The organism is Streptomyces sp. 840.1 (assembly GCF_003751445.1).
In the GTDB taxonomy this organism is placed as follows: domain Bacteria; phylum Actinomycetota; class Actinomycetes; order Streptomycetales; family Streptomycetaceae; genus Streptomyces.
Genome location: NZ_RJUU01000001.1, coordinates 493641 through 514130 on the forward strand (window position 1 = coordinate 493641; position 20490 = coordinate 514130).

Below are 20490 nucleotides of genomic sequence, written 5' to 3' on the forward strand. Positions count from 1 at the left end.
CGGGGTTCAGGGTACTGACCGGCCCGCCCGCGCAACAGGCGGGTCAGACACGTCTGCCCCGTCAGACCGGCATGACCTGTACGTCGTACTGAGGAATCCACGGGCTCCGGGTGACCAGCGCCAACCCCTCGGCCTGCGCCTGCGCGACGAGTATCCGGTCGAACGGATCGGTGTGCACCATCGGCAGCCGGCCCGCCCGGACGCCGTGCGCGGCTGTGATGGGCAGGGCGCCGAACTGGAGATCCCGCACCTGTTCGGCCAGGTCTCCGGGACCCTCCAAGCCGCCGAGATACTGCTTGACGGTGATCTCCCAAGCCGACACCGCGCTGATGTACACGGCCGGTGCGGTCTCCAGGAGCTCCTTGCATGACGCGGGCAGTTGTGGTGAGTCTGCGATCCACCACATGACCACGCGCGTATCGAGAAGAAGTCGCATCAGCGCATCCCCAGCGCTTCCGCCACCGAGGCGCGCGCATCGTCGAAGTCCGCCGGGATACGGATACGGCCCCGCAGCGAGCCCCGCCCCGGCCGCCGCCACTGCGGTTGCGGCCTCGGGGGTGACGGTGGCTGCAGAAGCCTCCTCGCCACCGGTTGGCCCGCCCTGCTGATGACGATCAGCCGGCCGTCGACCAGCTGAGTCAGCGTGCCGGTGAAACGCGGCACGCACTCAGGCACCCGGCGCCGGAGCAGCCTCTTCCAGAGCGCCCTCACGACGAGACCACCGGGCCCGTCGCCGCCTTGCCCCGGCTCTCGGCCGCCGGTGCTGTTGCCCGCACGGTCACCTGCTCGGCTGCGTGCAGGCGCAGGGCCGGGCCTCCGTCGGCCAGGACGATGAGGACCGCCAGTCCTCCCGATGCGTACCGCTCGCTCCGTACCGCGCGAACCGTCTGCCAGGCGCCCCATGCGCGTACGCACTGGCCGGGCCGGACGGACACCGCCGCGATCTGGACCTCTGCGGGGGCGGGTACGGCGCCCGGTGCCAGGAGTTCCGCCCACACCGTCTTGCCGATCCCGGCCCGGCGCTCGTCCACGCCCCAGCGGTGTGCCAGCGCCTCGACGAGCAGGAGCCCGCGCCCGCCCTTGTCCAGTTCGCCGAGCCGTTGCACCTCGGGCCGACCCGACCCGGCGTCGCTCACCTCCAGCCGCAGGAGTTCGCCCCTCCCCCGGCACTCGATGCGTACGCCCACCATCCGGTCCCCGGGCACGGGCACCCGCACCGCGTTGGTCACCAGCTCCGAGAGGATCAACTCGCCATCCTCAGCGGCCGCCTGGACCGCCCGCCACTCCCCGAGCTTGGCGCGGAGCGCCGCTCTTGCCCTGGGGATGCTGCTGCGGCACCGAATCAGCCGAAGGCTGACTTCGCGACGGTCGAAATGCTCTGCCATAGCGCTCCCTGAGGGTCGCAGGAATCAAGACAAGGGGCTTTCGTTCAGGTGAAGTTAGTGGCCACTCCCCACGCCCAGAATGCACGTACACTTTGTACTCGCGCAACGTTGAATGGTTACCCGATGCCCAATTCATCCGTTCGTGCATCATGAGCGCAAAATCCTCACGCGACTGGTAAGGAGTGACTTATGCCATCCGTAAAGCCATCGACCGTCCTGGGGCGCCAACTCGGCGACGAGCTACGCCGTTTCCGTGAGGACGCCGGGCTGTCCACTGCCGCGGCAGCTGAGGTTCTCGACTGCACCAAGGGCAAGATCAGCCGCATCGAGAACGGGCATGTACCGGTCCGAACACCCGATCTGAGCGCCCTGATACACGCGTATGCCGTGTCGGATCCAGAGGCTCGCGACCGCCTCGCCTCACTTGCTCGCACAGCGAACCGTCGCCGCCGCGAGGGCTGGTGGCATCAGTACGGCTCCGTACTCGGTGACACATACCGCGACTACATCGAGATGGAGACGATCTGCGACGGCGTCAGGACGTTCCAGGTTCAGCTTGTCCCCGGGCTCCTGCAGACGCCGGAGTACGGGCGGGCGGTGACCGTCGCCTCCCGTGCCTGGCAAACCGCCGAGGAGATCGATCAGTTCGTACAAGTTCGACTGGCCCGGCAGAAGCGGCTGGCCGGCGACGATTCACTGGAGTTCTGGGCCGTTCTCGCGGAGGGCGTCCTCCACCAGCAGGTCGGCGGACAGGCCGTCATGCGCGACCAGCTGGAGCACTTGGCCAACCTGGCCGAGCAACCCAACATCACTGTCCAGGTGCTGCCGTTCTCACGCGGAGCGCACGCAGGTATGTTCGGTCCGTACCTGCTGCTGAGCTTTCCGCGGGTGTCGGCGCTCGATCTCGTACTGACGGAGACTCCGACCGGCAATATCTGGATGGAACGAGAGTCCGACGTCGCTCGATACCGGGACCTCTTCGACGACGCTCGCACCTCGGCGTTGCCGCCAACGGAATCACTCAGCGTGATCCGACGCATCGCCAAGGAGTACAGACCATGACTCGAGACCGCCACCTCCTGCCCGACCTTGCGGGAGCTGTTTGGCGCGTCAGCAGTTACAGCGGGGGCCAGGGCGAGTGTGTCCAAGTCGCTGACAACACCCCCCACCTCGTCCCCGTCCGCGACAGCAAGCGCCCCGCCGGTCCCGTGATCGCCTTCACCGCAGACGCCTGGCGCACCTTCGTCGGCGGACTGGGCTGAGCCGGTCTCGGCGGCCGTCGGGCAGGCCGGCTACGCCTCCCGGGACGGCGCGGCGCCGGGTCCGTCCTTGGCGCCGCCCCGTCCCGGGCACGGATTACGACACCGGCAGCCCCGGCGCCGGGTAGCCGTCCATCAGGTCCTTCACCTCGGCGCGGACCTTGGCGATCGCCGGTTCGTCTCCGGTGCGGGACGCTGTGACGGCGCGGTCGATCCAGCCCGCGACCGTGGCCATCTCCGAAGCGGGGATTCCTCGTGACGTGAGGGCCGGGGTGCCGATCCGGATGCCCGAGGGGTCGAAGGGCTTGCGGGGGTCGTACGGGACGGCGTTGTAGTTCACGACGATGCCCGCGCGGTCCAGGGCCTTGGCCGCCGCCTTGCCGGGGACGTCCTTGGTGGTGAGGTCGATGAGCAGCAGGTGGTTGTCCGTGCCGCCGGAGACGAGGTCGAAGCCGCGGGCGGCCAGTTGCTCACCGAGGGCGCGGGCGTTGGCCACCACCTCGTGGGCGTAGGTCCGGAACTCCGGCGTGGCCGCTTCCCGCAGGGCGACGCCGATGGCTGCCGTGGTCTGGTTGTGCGGGCCGCCCTGGAGGCCCGGGAAGACGGCGCGGTCGACGGCGCGGGCGTGTTCGGCGCGGCTGAGCAGCATCGCGCCGCGCGGGCCGCGCAGGGTCTTGTGGGTGGTCGTCGAGACGACGTCCACGTGCGGGGCGGGCGAGGGGTGGGCGCCGCCCGCGATCAGACCGGCGATATGGGCGATGTCCGCCACCAGGACGGCGCCCACCTCGCGGGCGATGGAGGCGAACCCGGCGAAGTCGATCTCGCGGGGGACGGCCGTGCCGCCACAGAAGATCACCTTGGGGCGCTCCGCGAGCGCCAGGTCGCGGACCTCGTCCAGGTCGACGCGGCCGGTGTCGCGCCGCACTCCGTACTGGACGCCGTTGAACCAGGTGCCGGTGGCGGAGACGCCCCAGCCGTGGGTGAGGTGGCCGCCCATGGGGAGCGCCATGCCGAGCACCGTGTCGCCGGGCTTGAGGAAGGCCAGGTACACGGCGAGGTTGGCCGGTGAGCCCGAGTACGGCTGCACGTTGGCGTGGTCCATGTCGAAGAGCGCCTTGGCCCGGTCGGCGGTGAGCGTCTCGACCTGGTCGATGATCTGCTGGCCCTCGTAGTACCGCTTGCCGGGGTAGCCCTCGGAGTACTTGTTCTGGAGCACGGTCCCCGAGGCTTCGAGCACGGCGGCCGATACGTAGTTCTCACTGGGGATCAGGCGGAGGGTGTCGGCCTGGAGCTGCTCCTCGGCGGCGACCAGGGCGGCGAGTTCCGGATCCGCCGCCGCCAGTGCGGGGTGGCGGGGGTTCGAGGGTACGGATGCGGTCACGGGATCCTCCCGGGTCGGCCGCGTACTGCGGCGTGGACCCGGATGCCCAGGCGGACGGCTCTCCGGCGATGACACCCCGGGCAGGCCCGGGGGGTGCCGCTCCCCCGTGGTCGATTCCACTGAGCACCCCGGTGAGGGGTACGCGCCAGTCGCGGCGACTCGTACCTTACCGGGCGCCGACGCCTGTCGTCTGGATCGGGCTGAGCTCACGGGGCCCGATACACGCGGCGACACCGGGCGGGATTTGTTGGTCTCCGGCCATTCGGTGCGAACCGCCCCCAGGCGGCGCCGCAAGGCGATCTCGGGGCGGCGGGCACGCGTGCGCCTGTCCCTTCCGCGCACCGTTCTCCCCTCACTCCGCCCGCCCGTCCGCCGCATGTGACCCGCACGGTCACCCGTACGGGTTGTCCATGACTATGGCATATGCCAACTCGCGGGATGCGGGCGAGAATTCGACAAACGGTCGCACTCGGCCGCCGTGGGCCCGGGTATCGAGCGCCTGTACGGAAAGGATGTCTGTGGAAGTCGGTACTCGGCTGTCCGGAGGGGGACGCATGCGGGGGTACGAGCACAGCAGCAACGATCTGAGCGGTACGGTGCACGGCTTCGTGGTGCAGGCGGGGAGCGTGCAGGGCGGCATCCATGTGGCCGGAACCGGGCCGCGGGAAAAGGTGCCGCCGCCCTGGCAGTTACCGCCCTCCGTCCGGATCACCGACCGCACCGACGAACTCCGCGCCCTGGAGGCGCACCGGTGCAGGGCTGCGGAGGACGGGCATTCCACGTTGGCGGCGGTGAGCGGGCTGGGCGGGGTGGGGAAGACCGCGGTCGCGGTCGCCTGGCTGCACACCCTGCGCCCGCACTTTCCCGGCGGTCAGCTGTACGCCGATCTGGGCGCGCAGGCACCGGGCGGACCCGTCGACCCCGGCGAGGTGGTGGGACGGTTTCTGCGGGCTCTGGGTGTCCCCACGGGCCAGGTGCCGTCGACGGTGGGCGAACGGGTCGCGCTCTACAGGTCATTGACCGCCGAACGACAGCTCGTAGTGCTGCTGGACGACGCCGCGACCGCTGCCCAGGTGCGGCCTCTGCTACCTGCGGGGCGGTGTGTGACGGCCGTGACGAGCCGCCGGCGAATGCCGGGGCTGAGCCTCGACGGGGGTCATGTGATCCATCTGGAGCCCCTCTCCACCGAGGCAGCGGTAGAACTCCTCGACGCGACCCTCGCCGACGGCCGCGTCGCCGCCCAGCCCGAGGAGGCGCGAGCCCTCGTCCTGCTGTGCGCGGGTTTGCCGCTCGCGGTGCGCATCGCCGGGGCTCGGCTGGCGGCCCGTCCCCGACAGGGCATCACCACGATGGTCCGCGCCCTGTCCGAGGAGCACGAACGGCTGAAGGCCCTGGCGATAGAGGGCGACCACGACGTGCGGGCGGCGCTGGACCTCTCCTACCAGGGCCTCCCGCCCACGGCTGCCCGCCTCTACCGGCTACTGGGGCTCCATCCGGGCCCGGAGTACGGCGCTCCGGTGGCCCGAGCGCTGCTGGGTGGGGATGCCGTCGAAGCCCTCGACGCGTTGCACGACGCGAATCTGATCGTCGATATCGCCGGGGTATCGGGCGGTGAGCGCTACCGGTTCCACGATCTGGTGCGACTGCACGCCGCCGCATGGGCCCTGCAGGAGGAGAGCGGCGACGAGCGGGCCGCCGCCCTGCTCCGTATCGGTCACCACTACCTCGCCAACGCCGGCCGGGCCGAGCAGATCATCGAGCCCGGACGCGCCTCCTTGGAAAGGGACTTCGAGCCGGAATCCGTCGTGGAGGAGGATCTCGCCCCCCTGGCTGGGCAGACGGCGGCGGAGGCCGCGCTGGACTGGCTGGAGCGGGAACTGCCCAGTCTGATGGCAGTGGTCCGCCTGGCGCGCCCGGCCGGCGCCCCGGAGCTCGCCTGGGGGCTCACCGACGCGTTGTGGCCGCTGTTTCCGCGTCGCAAGCTCTACAGGGAGTGGCGCGAGGCCCATGAGGAGGGGCTGCTGGCCGCAGAGGAGGCGGGGAACGAGGAGGCCGCCTGCCGGATGCTGACCTCCGGGGCCCTGGGAAGGCTCGCGACGGGCGACCACGCCGAGGGGCTGGCGATGTTCGAGCGGGCCGCCGCCTCCTTCCGGGCGCGCGGCGACGCCCTCGGCCATGCCCGGACGCTGAACTACCGGGGGCTGGCCCATCAGCGGCTCGGGCAACCGGACCGCGCGGCTGAACTCTTCGCCCGAGCGGCGGCCGAACTCCCCGCCTGCGGGGACCTCCGGGCCGGCGCGCTGGCCCGGTTCAATCTGGCCGATGTCGCCCTGGGCCAGGGGCGGTACGGGGATGCCGTCGTCAACGCCGAGGCCGCCCGGCTCACCCTGGAGGCGGCCGGCGACACGTACAACGCCGCTCGGGCCGCCGGCCTCGCCGGGCGGGCCTGCGTAGGTCTGGGCAGGCTCGACGAGGCGGAGTCGGAGCTGTCGGCGGCGCTGTCCGCGCTGCAGACCGAGCGGGCCGGGTTCGAGGCTGCCCACGTGCTCGGAGGCCTGGCCCGGCTCTCCGAGCGGCGCGGGCAGCCGTTGCAAGCCCGGCAGTACTACCGCAAGGCGCTGTTCCTGTACTCCTCAGCCGGCCGGTCGCAGTCGGCGGAGGCGGCCGAAGCACTGGCACGGCTCAGTGCGCTGGAGCCGCCGGAAGCGAGGCCCGGGGATCCGGGCCCCGAGGCTCCGGAGCCGGATGTGTCCGACGATATCCAGGACGGCGATGCCGCCGGCCGATAGCCGCGAACGGTCCTGACGACCCGTACGACCGCCGGGTCGAACTCGTCCGGGTCCCGGCCGGCCACCAGCCAGACGTGCGCGACCGAGGCCCAGACCGCCCAGGACTGCACCGGCCACCACGGCTCACGGACCAGCAGCCGTGGCCGGCCGCCGAACCGCAGCCAGCAGCAGGGGCCCCGGTACGCGGCCACCACCAGGGCGCCGGGGTGACAGTCGGCGAGGCCGGCCGTGTACCGGGCGGGGTCCTCGTGCGGCGGACGCCCTGCCGAGAGCAGTGCGACAGAAGGGAGTTCCGCCACCAGGACATCAGCCAGCAGCGGCATCGGAGGCGGTGCGGAGAGCCGGACGCGCAGATGCTCATCGACGTCCCGCAGCGCTCGGTCCGGGCACAGCAGAGCCGCTTCGGTGTGGCGGACTCCTCGCTGCGGGACGTCCTCGGTGAGCTGTACGGTCATCGCGCTCATCAGGCCGGTCCCCGGTCGTCGTGCCGCACCGTCACCGGCAGCGGGGCGTGGTCCGTACGCGGCCGGACGCCAGGGGCGCGCAGCCGGAGCTTGCGGTAGATCAGAGCCCGCATCCTGACGGCGAACCGCCCCGGCTCCGAGGTGATCCGAGCCGCCACCTGTTTGTATCGTTCGGCGCGATGGGCCGATGCGGCGCGGGCGAGCTGACGGTCCAGGGGACGGCCGATCTGCAGTCTCGGTGCGAAGGAGGCGAGTTCGGCGGCGGGCGAGGCGGGGTCCAGGTCGCCTGCCGGGTCGCTGCCCATGAAGACGGGGACTCCGGTCATCGCTCCGTAGAGAGTGATGGAGCCGTGGTCCCCGACGATGTAGTCGGCGGCGACCAGCGCGCCGACCCAGTCGGCGTACTGGCTGATCACCAACAGCCCGGCGCGTCCGAGCGCCGCGAGCCAGCTGCGGATCTGCCACACGCCGTGAGCGTTCCAGACATGCGGGTGGAGCAGGAGCGCGACGCGGAATCCCTCCCGGGGCAGCTCCCCGACCAGCCGTTCCAGCAGCTCCCACTGCTGGCCGAGGAGGGAACCCGGCCCCCAGGTGGAGCAGGCCATGACCAGTTGCTGTCGCGGCCCGACCCCCAGGGAGTCGCGGTAGAGGGCCCGTTGCGGCAGGCTCACGGTGATCCGGTCGAAGCAGGGGTCGCCGACCACCTCGGCTGCGGGCAGTGCCTCGGGGCATTCGCGTCCGAGGCGGGTCATGTCCTCGTGGTGGGCGAGCACGATCGATTCGGGCACCAGACGGCCGTCCTGGATCAGCCACTGCCGGTTGAGTCCGTAGATCCCGCGTCCGGCGACCCGGCGGCCGCGTTGCCCGGCGGGGACCAGCTTGTTGTGCCCGGCGCCGTGCGGGAGCACGATCACCGGGGCGTGTAACTCCCCCAGCCCGCCGTTGGCGGCCGCCAGTGCCAGGTCGAAGGGCATCTGGACCGCCTGGTGCCAGGGCAGTACCAGTCCCCCCAGCTGGTCCAGGAAGTGGTCCACCCCGTGGCTGAACACGTCGGGCGCCTGGGTGAAGAACACCTGCAGCCGCGCGTCACCCTCCAGCAGCCGTACGGCTTCGAGCAGCCGCTGCCCCGCTGTGACGGTGTGCACCACAGCCAGGATCTTTCTGCGCGTCCGCCGGGTGGCCCAGCGTTCGACGTCCAGGCGTACCGGTACGAGCGGCCGGTGCGCGTCCGACATGGTCAAGCTCATCTGATCAGTCCCCGTTTCCGTCGCCGCGGGCCAGTCGGCCTGCGGAGGCCGCGGCTGGTGGCGGCCCGGCACGCTTCTGCCCATGGGCGTGGACGGAGGGCTTGCAGGAATCCTGCGTTCCAGCTGTACGAAGAAGTGCGCTGCGCTATGCGCCCCGGCCGCGCCCCCATGCGCTCTAGTCCGGGTCGGTGGCTCAGGGAACAGTGGACTGTTCCGCACAGACGTGCGGGCGCTGCCGACGGCGGCAGGAAGTGACGCACCCATCGGGGGGCGATATGGACCTTCTTGCTCTGGGACCTCTGGAACTATGGCACGGAGACCAGCAGCACATGCTCGGTTCGGTGAAACACCGCTGTGTGCTCGCGGTTCTGGTACACGCGCGTGGGGAGCCCGTCGCCGTGGACACGTTGATGGAACGGGTCTGGGGCGACGAACCTCCGCCCAAGGGCCCCGCCACGCTCCAGACCTACCTCTCCAAACTGCGCAGACATCTGGGCGACGCAGTGGGTCCGCTCGTGCAGGTGGACCATGTGGCGCCCCGGCTGTACCGACTCCGCATGAACGACCTGAACGACCTGGACCTGATCCGCTTCCAGCGGTTTCGCGCCGAGGCCGCGGTGGCGGCGGAGCAGGGCCGGACGGACTGGGCGATCGGGCTGCTGCGCACCGCCGAGAGCATGTGGCGGGGCGAGCCGCTGACGGAGAGCTCCGGCGAGTGGGCTGCGTCGGTACGCACCCGCCTGATGGAGGACCACCGCCATGTCCGGGAGGAACGCATCCGGCTGGAGCTGGAGCTCGGCCGCCATGCCGATCTCATCGGTGAGCTGCGCGAGCTGGCTGCCGAGAGCCCGCTGGCCGAAGGGGTCGTCGGCTCCCTGATGCTGGCTCTCCACCGAAGCGGAAGACACAGCGAGGCGCTGGAGCTCTACCGGACAACCCATGCCAGGCTGCGCGAGGGACTGGGCATGGACCCGGGCCCCGGTCTACGGACCCTCCACCAGCGAATACTGGAACAGGACCGGGGCCTGACGGAGACCCGGGCGGTGGCCGTCACTGTCGGGACGCCCTCCCCCGCGACTCTCTCCCCGCCCGCTCCACCACCCGCCCCCACCGCCCCGCTCACGCGGCCCCCGGCCGGTTCCCCGGCCCGCAACAATCTCCCCCGTGACACCCGGGACTTCACCGGTCGCACCCGGGAACTGACGCTCCTGCGCGCAGGTATCGCCGGTGCCGACGACTACGCGCTGCCGCTCGCCGTATTGCACGGGATGCCCGGCATCGGCAAGACCGCGATCGCGATCCACGCGGCGCACCGGCTGGCCGACGCCTATCCGGACGGTCAGCTGTACGTCGATCTGCACGGGTTCAGCGGACAGCGTCCCTCCGACCCGGCCGAGGCCCTGGCTCTCCTGCTGCACGCCGCCGGATCGGGCGGCGCGCTGCCGGGCACACTCGACGAGCGGGCGGCCAAGTGGCGGGAGTGGACCGCGCGCAACCGAGTACTGGTGGTCCTCGACAACGCCCGGGACGCCGCCCAGGTCCGCCCGCTGCTGCCCGGTTCGGCCGGCTGTCTGGCCATCGTGACGAGCCGAAACCGCCTCTCCGCACTGGACGGGGCGACGTCCCTGCTGGTCGACGCGCTGCCGGCCCAGGAGGCGACGGCTCTGTTCACCCGGGTCGCGGGCACCGCCCGCACCTCTCGCGATCCGGAGGCACTGAAGCTGCTGGTGGATGCCTGCGGTCGTCATCCGCTGGCCACGACGCTGCTGGCAGGCCGGTTCCGGCACCGGGAGATCTGGGACCTGCGCCACCTGCTGAAGCGCCTGGAGCAGTCGAGCGACCCACTGGCCGAGCTCGACGAGGACGTGTTCGTCTCCGCGTTCCGGTTCTCGTACGCGGAGCTGACTCCCGGCACCCGCCGGCTGCTGCGCCTGCTGGCGCTGCATCCCGGCCCCGACGTCACAGCCGCAGCCGCGGCCGCACTGTCGGGAAACGCAACCGGCCTCGCCCCCGGGGCCGGAGCCGGGGGCGTGCGGCGCAGCATCGAGGAGCTGTTGGACTGCCACCTGGTGACGGAACCGGCACTCGGCCGCTACCAGTTGCACGACCTCACACGGGCTTTCGCGCTGCGCATGTCGACGGCCGAGGAGCCGGAGAGCACTCGCGGCAAGGCTGTCGGCAGGCTTCTCGGGTACTACCTCACTTCCGCGCACCGGGCCCACCGCCTCACTCATCCGCACCGCCGGGCCCTGGAGCCCGATCTCCCGTCGGTCCACGCGACCGAGTTCGGCGACGACGGAGAGGCGACGGCCTGGCTGAACGCCGAGCGGGCCAACCTGCTGGCCGCCGCTCGCACGGCTGCCGCCGAGAACGCGGACCACGCGGCCCTGTTCCCTCACGCGCTCGCCCCCTCCCTGAGGATCTGGGGCAGCTGGGCGGTCACCAACGAGTTGTACGGCGCGGCCGTGGAGGCGCTGCGCCCCCGGGGCAACCCGGTACTGCTGGCGCAGACGCTGATGGAGGCGGCGGACGTTCTGGCGCAGACGGGGCCCGGGGAGGCGCTGAGCTGTGCGGGCGAGGCGCTGACGCTGTTCCAGGACCTCAATGATCCCGCAGGATGCGCCGACAGCTCGTTCCAGGCGAGCCGCGCCCACCTGGCCGCCGGTCACACCGGCCCGGCGCTGCGCATGGTGGAGCGGGCACGGGCGCTCTACCGTGGCCTGGGCGACCTGCACGGCGAGGCGGACTGCCTCAACGTCGAGGGGGCAGCGCTGTATTACGAGGGCCGGTACGACGAGGCGCTCGTCCGGGCGCGCGTCACGCTCCGGATCCACGAAGGGACGGGCGACCTGCTGGGGCAGATCCGTGCGCACAACAACATCGGCGAGATCCACCAGCTCCAGGGGCGCATCGAGCGCGCCCGCGACCATCTCGAACGATCGCGGATGCTGGCCCAACTGCACAGCGGAGCCCAGGAGCTGGCCATTCTGGACACGAACATGGGCACGGTGCATCAGGCCATGGGAGACACTCCACGGGCGCTGGCCGGCTTCCGGCGGGCACTGGAGAGCCACCGGGCCCGAGGGGACGCACTGGGTGAGGTGAACGCCCTGATCAGCATGGGTGCCGCGCACGCGGCGAACGGCGACAGCGAGGAGGCGCTGCTTCAGTTCACTGTGGCGGAGGAGGTCGCGCGGAGGATCGACAGTGCCTATGAGCGCGCCAGGGCCTTGCTCGGCATGGCCGACATCCACCGGTCGGCAGGCCGGCCGGACGTGGCCCTGGAGATCTACGGGCAGGCACTCGGCCTGTCCGAGCGCACCGGCTCCCGTCCCGCTGCGGCGCGGGCGCTGGCCGGTCTCGCGCGTGCGGCCCTGACTACGCACCGGAGCGGCCTTGCCCTGGAGTACGGCAGGAGGGCGCAGGAGGTGTACCGGAGCCTGGGCACCGAAGCCGAGGCGGAGAGCCTGCGACGTCTGCTGCTGGAGGAAGTGAAGCGGACCGACACCTGAGCCTCGCCCAGCAGTCGGCCCGTTCGACCGCGGTGTGGATCAACCGCCGGTGACGTCCCCGGACAGGGGCCGCGAGGTCACCACATCCACTGAAGAATTTTCCACATGTACTTTACAACTTCCTTAGTTCCAGGCCGAGTTGGCCGATTTTCGGTGCCGATGATCCGACTGAACGATCATGGCACAGGAAACGGGCCGGCGAGCCCGAACTAGCTCACCCATTCGGGTGATTCGGTTACACAGGCCGCCAGCAACTCCCTTGCACAGCAAGGCATTTCGGCACATAGCGTGCCGATCTCCATGCACGCGACACGGAATGCCTGCATGACACCGCACGGCTCGCTTCCGACCCGGGCAGGAGCGCGACAGCGAATACCGATTCGACGGGCCGAACGGCTCCGCTACCCATACGGCTCCACGGCCCGTACGGGTGGACCCAGACCTGGACGTCCGGATCTATCGGGCACCTAAGGACAAGGGAGCCCTTCGCCTCGCAATCCGGTGCGAACCTCCCCCACCGGAAAGGCCCTTGGCCGATTCTTGGTCATTACATGCCCCGTACATGAAGCGTTGCTCGCCAGAGTGGCGCATTACATGTGCACATCATTCGGCACATGCTCCGCACGCGAGACCCACATCGCAGGGGGTTACTTTGAGAATCAGCCGCGCCGGACGACGCGCCGGGCTGAGCATGGCAGCGACACTGCCACTGCTCGCCGGAGCGCTCGCCCTCGGGATACCCAACGCAGCAGCGGACTCCGCACCGAGCGGCCGGGATGCGCTGCAGGGCACCAAGCCGGCCTGGGCCACCTCCACGGCCGACCGGGGCGCCACGGCGGACAGCGGAAAGGTCGCCGTCCGGGTCCACCTCGCCGGGCGGGACGCGAAGGGGCTGACCGCCTACGCGGCCGCCGTCTCCGACCCGCAGTCGGCGTCGTACGGGAAGTACCTGAGCGCCGCGCAGGCGCAGGCACGGTTCGGGGCGACCCAGGACCAGATCGACCGGGTCAGCAAGTGGCTGAAGTCGAGCGGGCTGACCGTCACCGGCGCCAACCAGCACTACGTCTCGGCCACCGGTGAAGTCGCCCGGACCGAGAAGGCGTTCAGCACCCAGCTACGCAACTACCGCAAGGGCGCCCACACCTACCGCGCCCCCGCCTCCACCGCTTCCGTGCCGGCCGCGCTGAGCGATGACGTGCTCGCCGTATCGGGTCTGGACAACGCGCCGCACAAGTCCAGCCACGACGAGGTGCTCCCGCCGCCGGACGCGGTGTTCCGCAACTCGGGTCCGGCCTCGTCGTACTACGGGTCGAAGACCGCCTCCACCCTGCCGAGCGCGTACGGGTCCAAGGTTCCGTACGCGATCAAGGGCTACACCGGCAAGCAGCTGCGCGCCGCGTACGGGGCCGGGAGCTACACCGGAAAGGGCGTGACCGTCGCGATCACCGACGCGTACGCCTCGCCCACCATCGCGGAGGACGCCGCCGAGTACGCCAAGCGCAACGGCGACGCACGTTACAAGCGCGGGCAGTTCAGCCAGGTGCTGCCGGACGACTACACGAAGACCGAGGAGTGCGGGGCCTCCGGCTGGTACGGCGAGGAGACCCTCGACGTCGAGGCCGTGCACGCCGTCGCACCCGCCGCGGACATCGTGTACGTGGGCGGCGCGTCCTGCTACGACAACGATCTGCTGGACTCGCTGAACAAGGTCGTCGACCACCGGCTCGCGGACATCGTCTCCAACTCGTGGGGCGACGTCGAGGCCAACCAGACCCCCGACCTGGCGCTCGCGTACGACCAGGTGTTCAAGATGGGCGCGATCGAGGGCATCGGCTTCTACTTCTCCTCCGGCGACGCCGGCGACAACGTCGCCTCGACCGGCACGAAGCAGATCGACGTCCCCGCGAACTCCGCCTGGGTGACCTCGGTCGGCGGTACGTCACTGGCCGTCGGCAAGCACGACACCTACAAGTGGGAGACCGGCTGGGGGACCACGAACGCTCCCCTGTCGGCCGACGGCAAGAGCTGGAAGGGGTTCCCCGGCGCCTACACCTCGGGCGCGGGCGGCGGCACCAGCTCCACCGTCGAGCAGCCGTTCTACCAGCGCGGCGTCGTGCCGGACTCGCTGGCGAAGGCCAACGGCAGGACCCGGATGCGCACCGCTCCGGACATCGCGGCCGTCGCCGATCCGAACACCGGATTCCTGGTCGGCCAGACCCAGACGATGCCCGACGGATCGCTGGGCTACGACGAGTACCGCATCGGCGGCACGTCGCTCGCGGCGCCGGTCATCGCCGGCGTCCAGGCCCTCTCCCAGCAGGCCAACCGGGGCAGGCCGCTCGGCTTCGCCAACCCGGCGATCTACGACCGGTACTTCTCGAAGGCGTACCACGACGTGACGGACCACCCGCTGGGCGCCGGGCACGACCTCGCCGTCGCCCGGGTGGACTTCGCCAACGGGTACGACGCGGCCGACGGTCTGCTGACCTCGGTGCGGAGCCTCGGCAAGGACGCCTCGCTGTCGGCGGTGCGTGGCTACGACGACGTGACGGGTGTCGGAACTCCGGCCCCCGGATACGTGAGCTCCTACCGCAAGCACTGATCCTCTGATCCGGTAGCGGTCGAGGTAGCGGAGCGGGAGTACGGGAAAGCGGAAGCGGACGGCCGCCCCGGGGCACGAGCCCCGTGGCGGCCGTCCGGTCCGTTCCGTCCGGTCCGTTCCGTTTGTTCCGCGCGTTCGTCCCGTTGGGGGGGCAGCGGGTCGGCGTGCCGGGGAAACGGCGAGGTCAGGCTGAGGTGCGTTTGCGCGGGGTGCTCTTCGCACCGGTCCGCTTATTCGCCGTTGTCTTCTTCGCCGCTGTCTTCTTGGTCCCCGCCTTCTTGGCCGCTGTCGCCTTCCTGGCCGGCGTCTTCTTCGCACCCCCGGCTGTCGCCTTCTTGGCCGGCGTCTTCTTCTTCGCCGTCGTCCCGGCAGCCGTGGACTTCTTCGCGCCCGACGGCTTTCGGTCCGCGATCGAGGTGACCTTCGCGACCCGCGCGTCCTCGCCGTCCCCCTCCTCCGCCCCGCCCGCGCGGGCCTCCTTCGCCGCCCGGACGCTGCTCTCCAGGGCCGCGACCAGGTCGATCACCTTGCCGCCGGTGTCCTCGGGCTCAGCCCGCAGCGGCACCTCGCCGGCGGCCTTGGCGGCGACGAGCTCCTCGACCGCCTCCCGGTAGTCGTCGCGCAGCGAGTCCATCTCGACCTCACCGAGCGTGGCCATCAAGGCGTCGGCCAGGTCCAGTTCGGCGGCGCGCACCTTCACGCCGGTGTCCGGAGCAACCCCCTCGGGGGCGCGGATCTCGTCCGGCCAGAGCAGGCCGTGCATCGCGATCACGTCGTCGACCACCCGCAGCATCCCGAGGCGCTCGCGCCCGCGCAGCGCGTACTTGGCGACGGCGACCTTGCGGCTGCGCTTCAGCGCCTCGCGCAGCAGGGTGTACGGCTTGGCGGCCGGGACCCCGTTGGCGGAGAGGTAGTAGGCCGCGTCCATCTGGAGCGGGTCGATCGACTCGGCCGGTACGAAGGCGACGATCTCGATCGTCTTGGCCGTCGGCAGCGGGAGCGAGCCGAGGTCCTCGTCGGTGATCGGGATCACCGAGCCGTCCTCGTCCTCGTAGCCCTTGCCGATCTCGGCCGCCGTCACCTCCTCCCCGTCCAACTCGCACACCTTGCGGTAGCGGACCCGGCCGCCGTCGCTGAGGTGGATCTGGCGGAAGGAGACCGCGTGGTTCTCGGTGGCGTTGATCAGCTTGACCGGGATGCTGACCAGGCCGAAGGAGATGGCGCCGTTCCATATGGACCTCACCGGTCACCCCTTGCGTCCGCGATATCTGCCGGGGCGGTTACTTCTTCCCGGGCAGTCATAGATGGGTACAAGCCTTTACAGATCCGTATTGACGGATTTCGTGTGATTCTTATCGTATGACGCCGATCACGGAGGTGGAGGGGCGGCGCCTGACGCTCAGCAATCTGGACAAGGTGCTGTATCCGGCCACCGGCACCACCAAGGGCGAGGTGCTGCACTACTACGCGGCCACGGCCGCCGAGGCGCTGCTGGCGCATCTGCGGGAGCGGCCCGTGTCGTTCCTGCGCTATCCGGACGGGCCGGACGGGCAGCGGTTCTTCACCAAGAACCCGCCCCCCGGTACGCCGTCCTGGGTACGGACGGCTCCGGTGCCGCACCACGACAACGAAGCGGCCAGGCAGCTCGTCGTGGGGGATCTCGCCTCGCTGATGTGGTCGGCCAATCTGGTGGTGGAGTTCCACACCCCGCAGTGGCGGTCCGGGGCGCCGGGGGTGGCCGACCGGCTGGTGTTCGACCTGGACCCGGGAGAGCCCGCGAGCGTCGTGGAGTGCTGCGAGGTCGCCCGCTGGCTGCGGGAGCGGCTGGCCGGGGACGGTCTGGAGGCGTACGGGAAGACCTCGGGCTCCAAGGGGCTGCACCTGCTCGTACCGCTGGAGCCCACGCCGTCCGAACGGGTGTCGGCGTACGCGAAGGGGCTGGCCGTCCAGGCGGAGCTGGAGCTCCCGGATCTGGTGGTGCACCGGATGAAGAGGTCTCTGCGGCCGGGGAAGGTGTTCGTCGATTTCAGCCAGAACGCCGCCGCGAAGACGACCGCCACCCCCTACACGCTGCGCGCGCGAGCGGAACCCTCCGTGTCCGCCCCGGTCACCTGGGCGGAGATCGAGGAGTGCCGGGAGCCCGGGGAGCTGGTCTTCCTGGCCGACGACATGGCGGAACGGCTGGCGCGGTACGGGGATCTGCTCGGGCCGCTCAACGAACCGGGCCGGGGGCGCCCGATCCCGGACACGGCATAGTTCGGGCCCCGGCGGCCCGGGGCATACCGCACCACTGCCTTTGTTGTCATGTCCAAAGGTAAAAGCCCGCATGTGGCGGGTGGATTGTCCGAGCGGTGGTGCACACTCTGCGCAGACACTGCTTCGTGGTGACGACCTCACCCCCGACGCCGCCGGCAATGGTGGGTGAGGCCGTAAGGCATGGGGAGGCGATGGCGTGTTCGCGGGGATCGACGAGGTCGACTGGGCCTCGATGGAGCATGCCTACGGGCCTGCCGATGATGTGCCCGGCCTGCTCCAGGGCCTCGCGTCCGCCGATCCGGCGGAGCGCGAGGGGGCACTGGACGGCATGTACGGGGCCGTGCACCACCAGGGTGACGTCTACGCGTGCACCCTCGCCTGCATTCCCTTCCTCTTCGAGCTGGTCGTGGACCCGGCGGTCCCGGACCGGGGAGGCATCGTCGAGCTGCTCACCAGCATCGGCGGCATCGACCTCGACGAGGACGACGAGGACGAGATCGACGAGGACGAGATCGAGGGCGCGGCGAACTACGCGATGGCGGCGGCGGCCGTCAGCGCGGGCGCCGGGGTGTTCTTCGCGCTGATGGCCGACGACGACCCGGGGGTGCGGGTCTCCGCCCCGCTGGCCCTGGCCACCCTGCACGGCCACCCCGCGCGGGTCCTGCCGCTGCTGCGGGAGCGGCTCGCGGTGGAGCCGGACGAGGAGGTACGGCTCGCCCTGGTCGAGGCGGCGGGGCGGGTCGCGCTGCGCCACCGCCCGCTGACCGACCAGATAGCGGACTGGCTGAGCCGGCTGGCCGCCGAGGCGCATCCGCCTGGGCTGCGGCTGGCGGCCCTGGCCCAGCTGGCACGCTGCGCACCGCAGGCGCTGCCGGGCGATGTGGTGCGGGTGGTGGCGGGGCTGCTGCGTCAGCTGCGCTCGTCGCCCCCGGCGGGGGGCGCGGAGCCGGGGTGCCGGGGTGCGGAGGCGCACAGCGAGCCGGAGCCGGCCGGGACCGAGGAACGGGCCGCGCCGGTGACCCTGGTGGGGCAGTTGCGGGCGATGTCGGCCGAGGAGAGCGCGGGCCGCACGGCGCCCTGGACGGCCGATCTGCTGCGCACCCTGCATGTCGGTCTCGACGACCGGGTCGCCGAGCGGACGGCGCTGCTGACCGACCAGCTGTGCAGCCCCGACCGCTGGCAGCGCATCGACGCGGTGCGGATGAGCAGTGGCCTGATCCGGGCCTGGCGCGGTTCCTACTCGGAGCTGGTGCGGCTGGTCGGCGAGCAGCTGGGTGCGGCCGAGCCGAGGCTGGCCGAGGCCGCGTCTCACGTCCTGGAGGAGCTGTTCGGCCTGGCCGCACCGGCCGCCGACGCGCTGGCGGCCCGGGTCGCGGCGGATCCGGGCGCCTGGGTGAAGGAGTGGGCGAGCGGGCCGCCCGGCCTCGGCAGCCCGGTGAAGGCGCTGTCGCGGCTGGGTGACGCGCGTGCCTTGCCCGCGCTGGCCGCCGCGCTGGAGCGGCCCGAGGTGCCGCACGACGTGGGGTTCGCCATCGGCTACCTGGGGGCGGCGGCCCGTCCGCTGGCCGGTGCGCTGCGGCGCAGGCTCGGTGAGGTGGGCCTCGACGAGGGCGCGTACGACCGGGCGAGCCCGCTGCTGGCCGGGCTGACGGCGCTGCGGGCGGGCGAGGCGGCGCCGGAGGTGCTTCGGGTGCTGCGCGGGGCTCCGGAGTACCGCGGTGAGTGGCTGCGCACGGCGGCGCTGCGGGCGCTCGGCTCCTTCGGTCCCGCGGCGCGCTGTGCGGTGCCGGAGCTGCGGGCGATGATCCGGCGTCCCGGTACCTCGGCGGCCACGGAGGCGGCCGAGGCGCTCTGGGCGGTCGCCGGGGACGCCTCGGCCGTGCTGCCGGTCCTGATCGAGGGGCTCCAGGCGGAGCACGCGCACGAGCGGCGGTCGGCGGCGAGCGCGCTGGGCCGGCTCGGGGCGCGGGCGGAGGTGACGGCGCCGCGTCTGCGGGCGCTGCTGGGGCACGAGGAGCTGTGGCTGCGGGTGGACGCGGCGATCGCTCTGTGGGAGGTTTCCGGGCGGGCCCGGGAGTCCGTTCCGGTCCTCCTGGCGGCCTGGGAGCAGAACCGCCATGTCAGGGTCCGGGTGGCCGAATGCCTGGCGCGGATGGGGGCCGCTGGTGCAGGGTCGGACGCGGCACACGTACTGCGCGCCGAGCTCGCCTCCGTACGCCGTCACAACGCGATGGACGGCGGCTACGGCAGCCATGACACATACGAGGACGAGAAGCTCCTGGCGCTCTGCCGCCGGGCGCTCATGGGTAATACGGGGAAGGGACCCACAACATGATCATTTTCGGTACGCGAGGCTATCTCTACCAACTGGCCGTCATGACGATGGTCTGCGGCTGGTGCGGGAACCCGTCCGCGCACACCCTGCGCAAGCGGGTCACGAAGTTCACGCTGTTCTTCGTGCCGCTGTTCCCCTTCTCGACGAAGTTCGCCACGCAGTGCACCTTCTGCGGTGGTGAGCAGCAGATTCCCAAGGAGCAGGCCGAGCAGCTGATGGCCCAGCACGTGGCGTCGCAGGGCGGTAACCCGTTCGGGCAGTCGCAGCAGCAGCCGGGCCCGGTGCCGGGAGCGCAGGGCCAGGGCCAGAACCCGTATCAGCACTAAATACGCATAAGAGACTTCCTTCCGAATAAGGTCGGTGGAGCCGGGGCCGTGTGCGAGCGCGTGCCGACCGGCTCGACGGACCTCGGGAACGGAGAAAGCCATGCGTGCGCAGCACCGGGCGCGGCCCCGCGCGGCGGCGCTGCTGGCCGGCGCCGCCCTGCTGGCCGGGTGCGGCACCGGCGGCGGGCTGAAGAGCACCGGGCCGGCCCCGGCCGCCATCGGCCCGGCCCGGCTCTGGCCGGAGCTGCCGCCCGCCTCCGCGGCTCCGTACGACTACGGCGAGGGCGAGACCGCGCACATCCCCGGCATCACGGTTCCGGGCGGCGACGTGCACCGGCTGGACCCGGTGGCGGTGGTGCGGGCGGGGCTGAAGGCGCGCCCCGACCGGGCCAGCGGTACGGATGAGCTCCCGGCCTCGGCGGTCCGCCGGATCAACGCCTGCCGGACCGCGCCCGACGACTGCCCGGTGCTCGCGCCGTACTACCGCGATCTGACCGGCGACGGCAGGGACGAGCTGGTCCTCGCCGTCAAGCTGGCCGACCGCCAGCTGTCCGTGCGGGTCTACATGCCCGAGTCGGGCGGGCTGACCCGGATCATGTCCACCTCGGACGCGGTGATCAGCGTGGAGCTGGCCGGCCGGGACCTGATCATGCGGGCTCCGTCGGCCATCACCGGGTACGAGTACCGCACGGCCTGGTCCTGGGACAGCAGGCAGCGCGCCATGCTGCCCACCCAGGACGGGATCCTGCGGATGACCCCGCAGCCGAAGCCCGGCCGCCGGCAGCCGCCGGGCCCCCGCCCCTCCGAACGGCCGGGCGAGCTGCCCTCCGCCGCCCCGACGGCTGCGCCGCCCACCGCGCTGCCGACCGCCGCACCCACCGCGGCGCCCTCGGCGGCCGTGTCCGCGGAGCGCCGGTGAAGCGGCGGGAGCGGT

The 20490-nt window shown here is 71.4% G+C and carries 15 protein-coding genes and 1 riboswitch; of the genes, 9 read left to right on the plus strand and 6 right to left on the minus strand.

The genetic code is table 11. The annotated features are described in order from the left end of the window. Positions 1-61: 61 nt before the first annotated feature. From EDD93_RS02180 to EDD93_RS02190, 3 genes are read right to left on the minus strand one after another with little or no spacing between them, the layout of a single operon-like run. On the minus strand, positions 62-436 hold the full coding sequence (locus EDD93_RS02180; protein WP_123523545.1) for a type II toxin-antitoxin system VapC family toxin: 375 nt from the start codon (positions 434-436) through the stop codon (positions 62-64). After that, positions 436-663: a prevent-host-death protein gene (locus EDD93_RS02185; RefSeq protein ID WP_148083831.1), complete on the minus strand. Its 228-nt coding sequence runs from the start codon at positions 661-663 to the stop codon at positions 436-438. The genes EDD93_RS02180 and EDD93_RS02185 overlap by 1 nt, the downstream gene beginning before the upstream one ends. 44 nt (positions 664-707) lie before the next feature. Further along, positions 708-1385, minus strand: a complete 678-nt coding sequence (locus EDD93_RS02190) for an ATP-binding protein (RefSeq protein WP_123523547.1) — start codon at positions 1383-1385, stop codon at positions 708-710. A 189-nt stretch (positions 1386-1574) separates the two neighbouring features. Here EDD93_RS02190 and EDD93_RS02195 point away from each other — a divergent pair, with 189 nt between their 5' ends. Both EDD93_RS02195 and EDD93_RS02200 read left to right on the plus strand, forming a co-directional pair. Continuing rightward, positions 1575-2447 (plus strand): helix-turn-helix transcriptional regulator, encoded by an 873-nt coding sequence (locus tag EDD93_RS02195; protein WP_123523548.1) that lies wholly within the window; start codon positions 1575-1577, stop codon positions 2445-2447. Continuing rightward, positions 2444-2647, plus strand: a complete 204-nt coding sequence (locus tag EDD93_RS02200) for a DUF397 domain-containing protein (protein WP_123523549.1) — start codon at positions 2444-2446, stop codon at positions 2645-2647. Before EDD93_RS02195 ends, EDD93_RS02200 begins: the two co-directional genes overlap by 4 nt. 94 nt (positions 2648-2741) lie before the next feature. On the opposite strand, the gene glyA is transcribed toward EDD93_RS02200, so the two are convergent. Beyond that, entirely contained in the window at positions 2742-4025 is a 1284-nt protein-coding gene (gene glyA, locus EDD93_RS02205; RefSeq protein WP_123523550.1) for a serine hydroxymethyltransferase, read from the minus strand. A gap of 37 nt (positions 4026-4062) precedes the next feature. Next, positions 4063-4188: riboswitch (ZMP/ZTP riboswitch) on the minus strand. Between the two features lie 391 nt (positions 4189-4579). Here glyA and EDD93_RS02210 point away from each other — a divergent pair. Further along, positions 4580-6814: an NB-ARC domain-containing protein gene (locus EDD93_RS02210; RefSeq protein WP_123523551.1), complete on the plus strand. Its 2235-nt coding sequence runs from the start codon at positions 4580-4582 to the stop codon at positions 6812-6814. 463 nt (positions 6815-7277) lie between these two features. On the opposite strand, the gene EDD93_RS02215 is transcribed toward EDD93_RS02210, so the two are convergent. Next, positions 7278-8525, minus strand: coding sequence for a hypothetical protein (locus EDD93_RS02215; protein ID WP_123523552.1), 1248 nt, complete (start codon positions 8523-8525; stop codon positions 7278-7280). A gap of 329 nt (positions 8526-8854) precedes the next feature. Between EDD93_RS02215 and EDD93_RS02220 the strand changes: the two genes are divergently transcribed. Continuing rightward, complete coding sequence (locus tag EDD93_RS02220) at positions 8855-12037, plus strand: BTAD domain-containing putative transcriptional regulator (RefSeq protein ID WP_311318297.1); 3183 nt, start codon at positions 8855-8857, stop codon at positions 12035-12037. 691 nt (positions 12038-12728) lie between these two features. Beyond that, complete coding sequence (locus EDD93_RS02225) at positions 12729-14639, plus strand: protease pro-enzyme activation domain-containing protein (protein WP_123523554.1); 1911 nt, start codon at positions 12729-12731, stop codon at positions 14637-14639. 184 nt (positions 14640-14823) lie between these two features. Here EDD93_RS02225 and EDD93_RS02230 read toward each other — a convergent pair whose 3' ends face one another. Further along, complete coding sequence (locus EDD93_RS02230; RefSeq protein ID WP_123523555.1) at positions 14824-15882, minus strand: Ku protein; 1059 nt, start codon at positions 15880-15882, stop codon at positions 14824-14826. A 116-nt stretch (positions 15883-15998) separates the two neighbouring features. Between EDD93_RS02230 and ligD the strand changes: the two genes are divergently transcribed. The 4 genes from ligD (at position 15999) to EDD93_RS02250 (ending at position 20475) form a co-directional block, all read left to right on the plus strand. Further along, positions 15999-16895 (plus strand): non-homologous end-joining DNA ligase, encoded by an 897-nt coding sequence (ligD, locus tag EDD93_RS02235; protein WP_123523556.1) that lies wholly within the window; start codon positions 15999-16001, stop codon positions 16893-16895. 196 nt (positions 16896-17091) lie between these two features. Beyond that, positions 17092-19230, plus strand: coding sequence for a HEAT repeat domain-containing protein (locus tag EDD93_RS02240; RefSeq protein WP_123523557.1), 2139 nt, complete (start codon positions 17092-17094; stop codon positions 19228-19230). Continuing rightward, a complete protein-coding gene (locus EDD93_RS02245; RefSeq protein WP_123523558.1) occupies positions 19227-19556 on the plus strand; it encodes a zinc-ribbon domain-containing protein in 330 nt (109 codons plus the stop codon). The genes EDD93_RS02240 and EDD93_RS02245 overlap by 4 nt, the downstream gene beginning before the upstream one ends. Before the next feature lie 100 nt (positions 19557-19656). Further along, positions 19657-20475 carry a hypothetical protein gene (locus EDD93_RS02250; RefSeq protein WP_123523559.1) on the plus strand — a complete coding sequence of 273 codons (819 nt, stop codon included), beginning with the start codon at positions 19657-19659 and terminating at the stop codon, positions 20473-20475. The last annotated feature ends 15 nt before the right edge of the window (positions 20476-20490 follow it).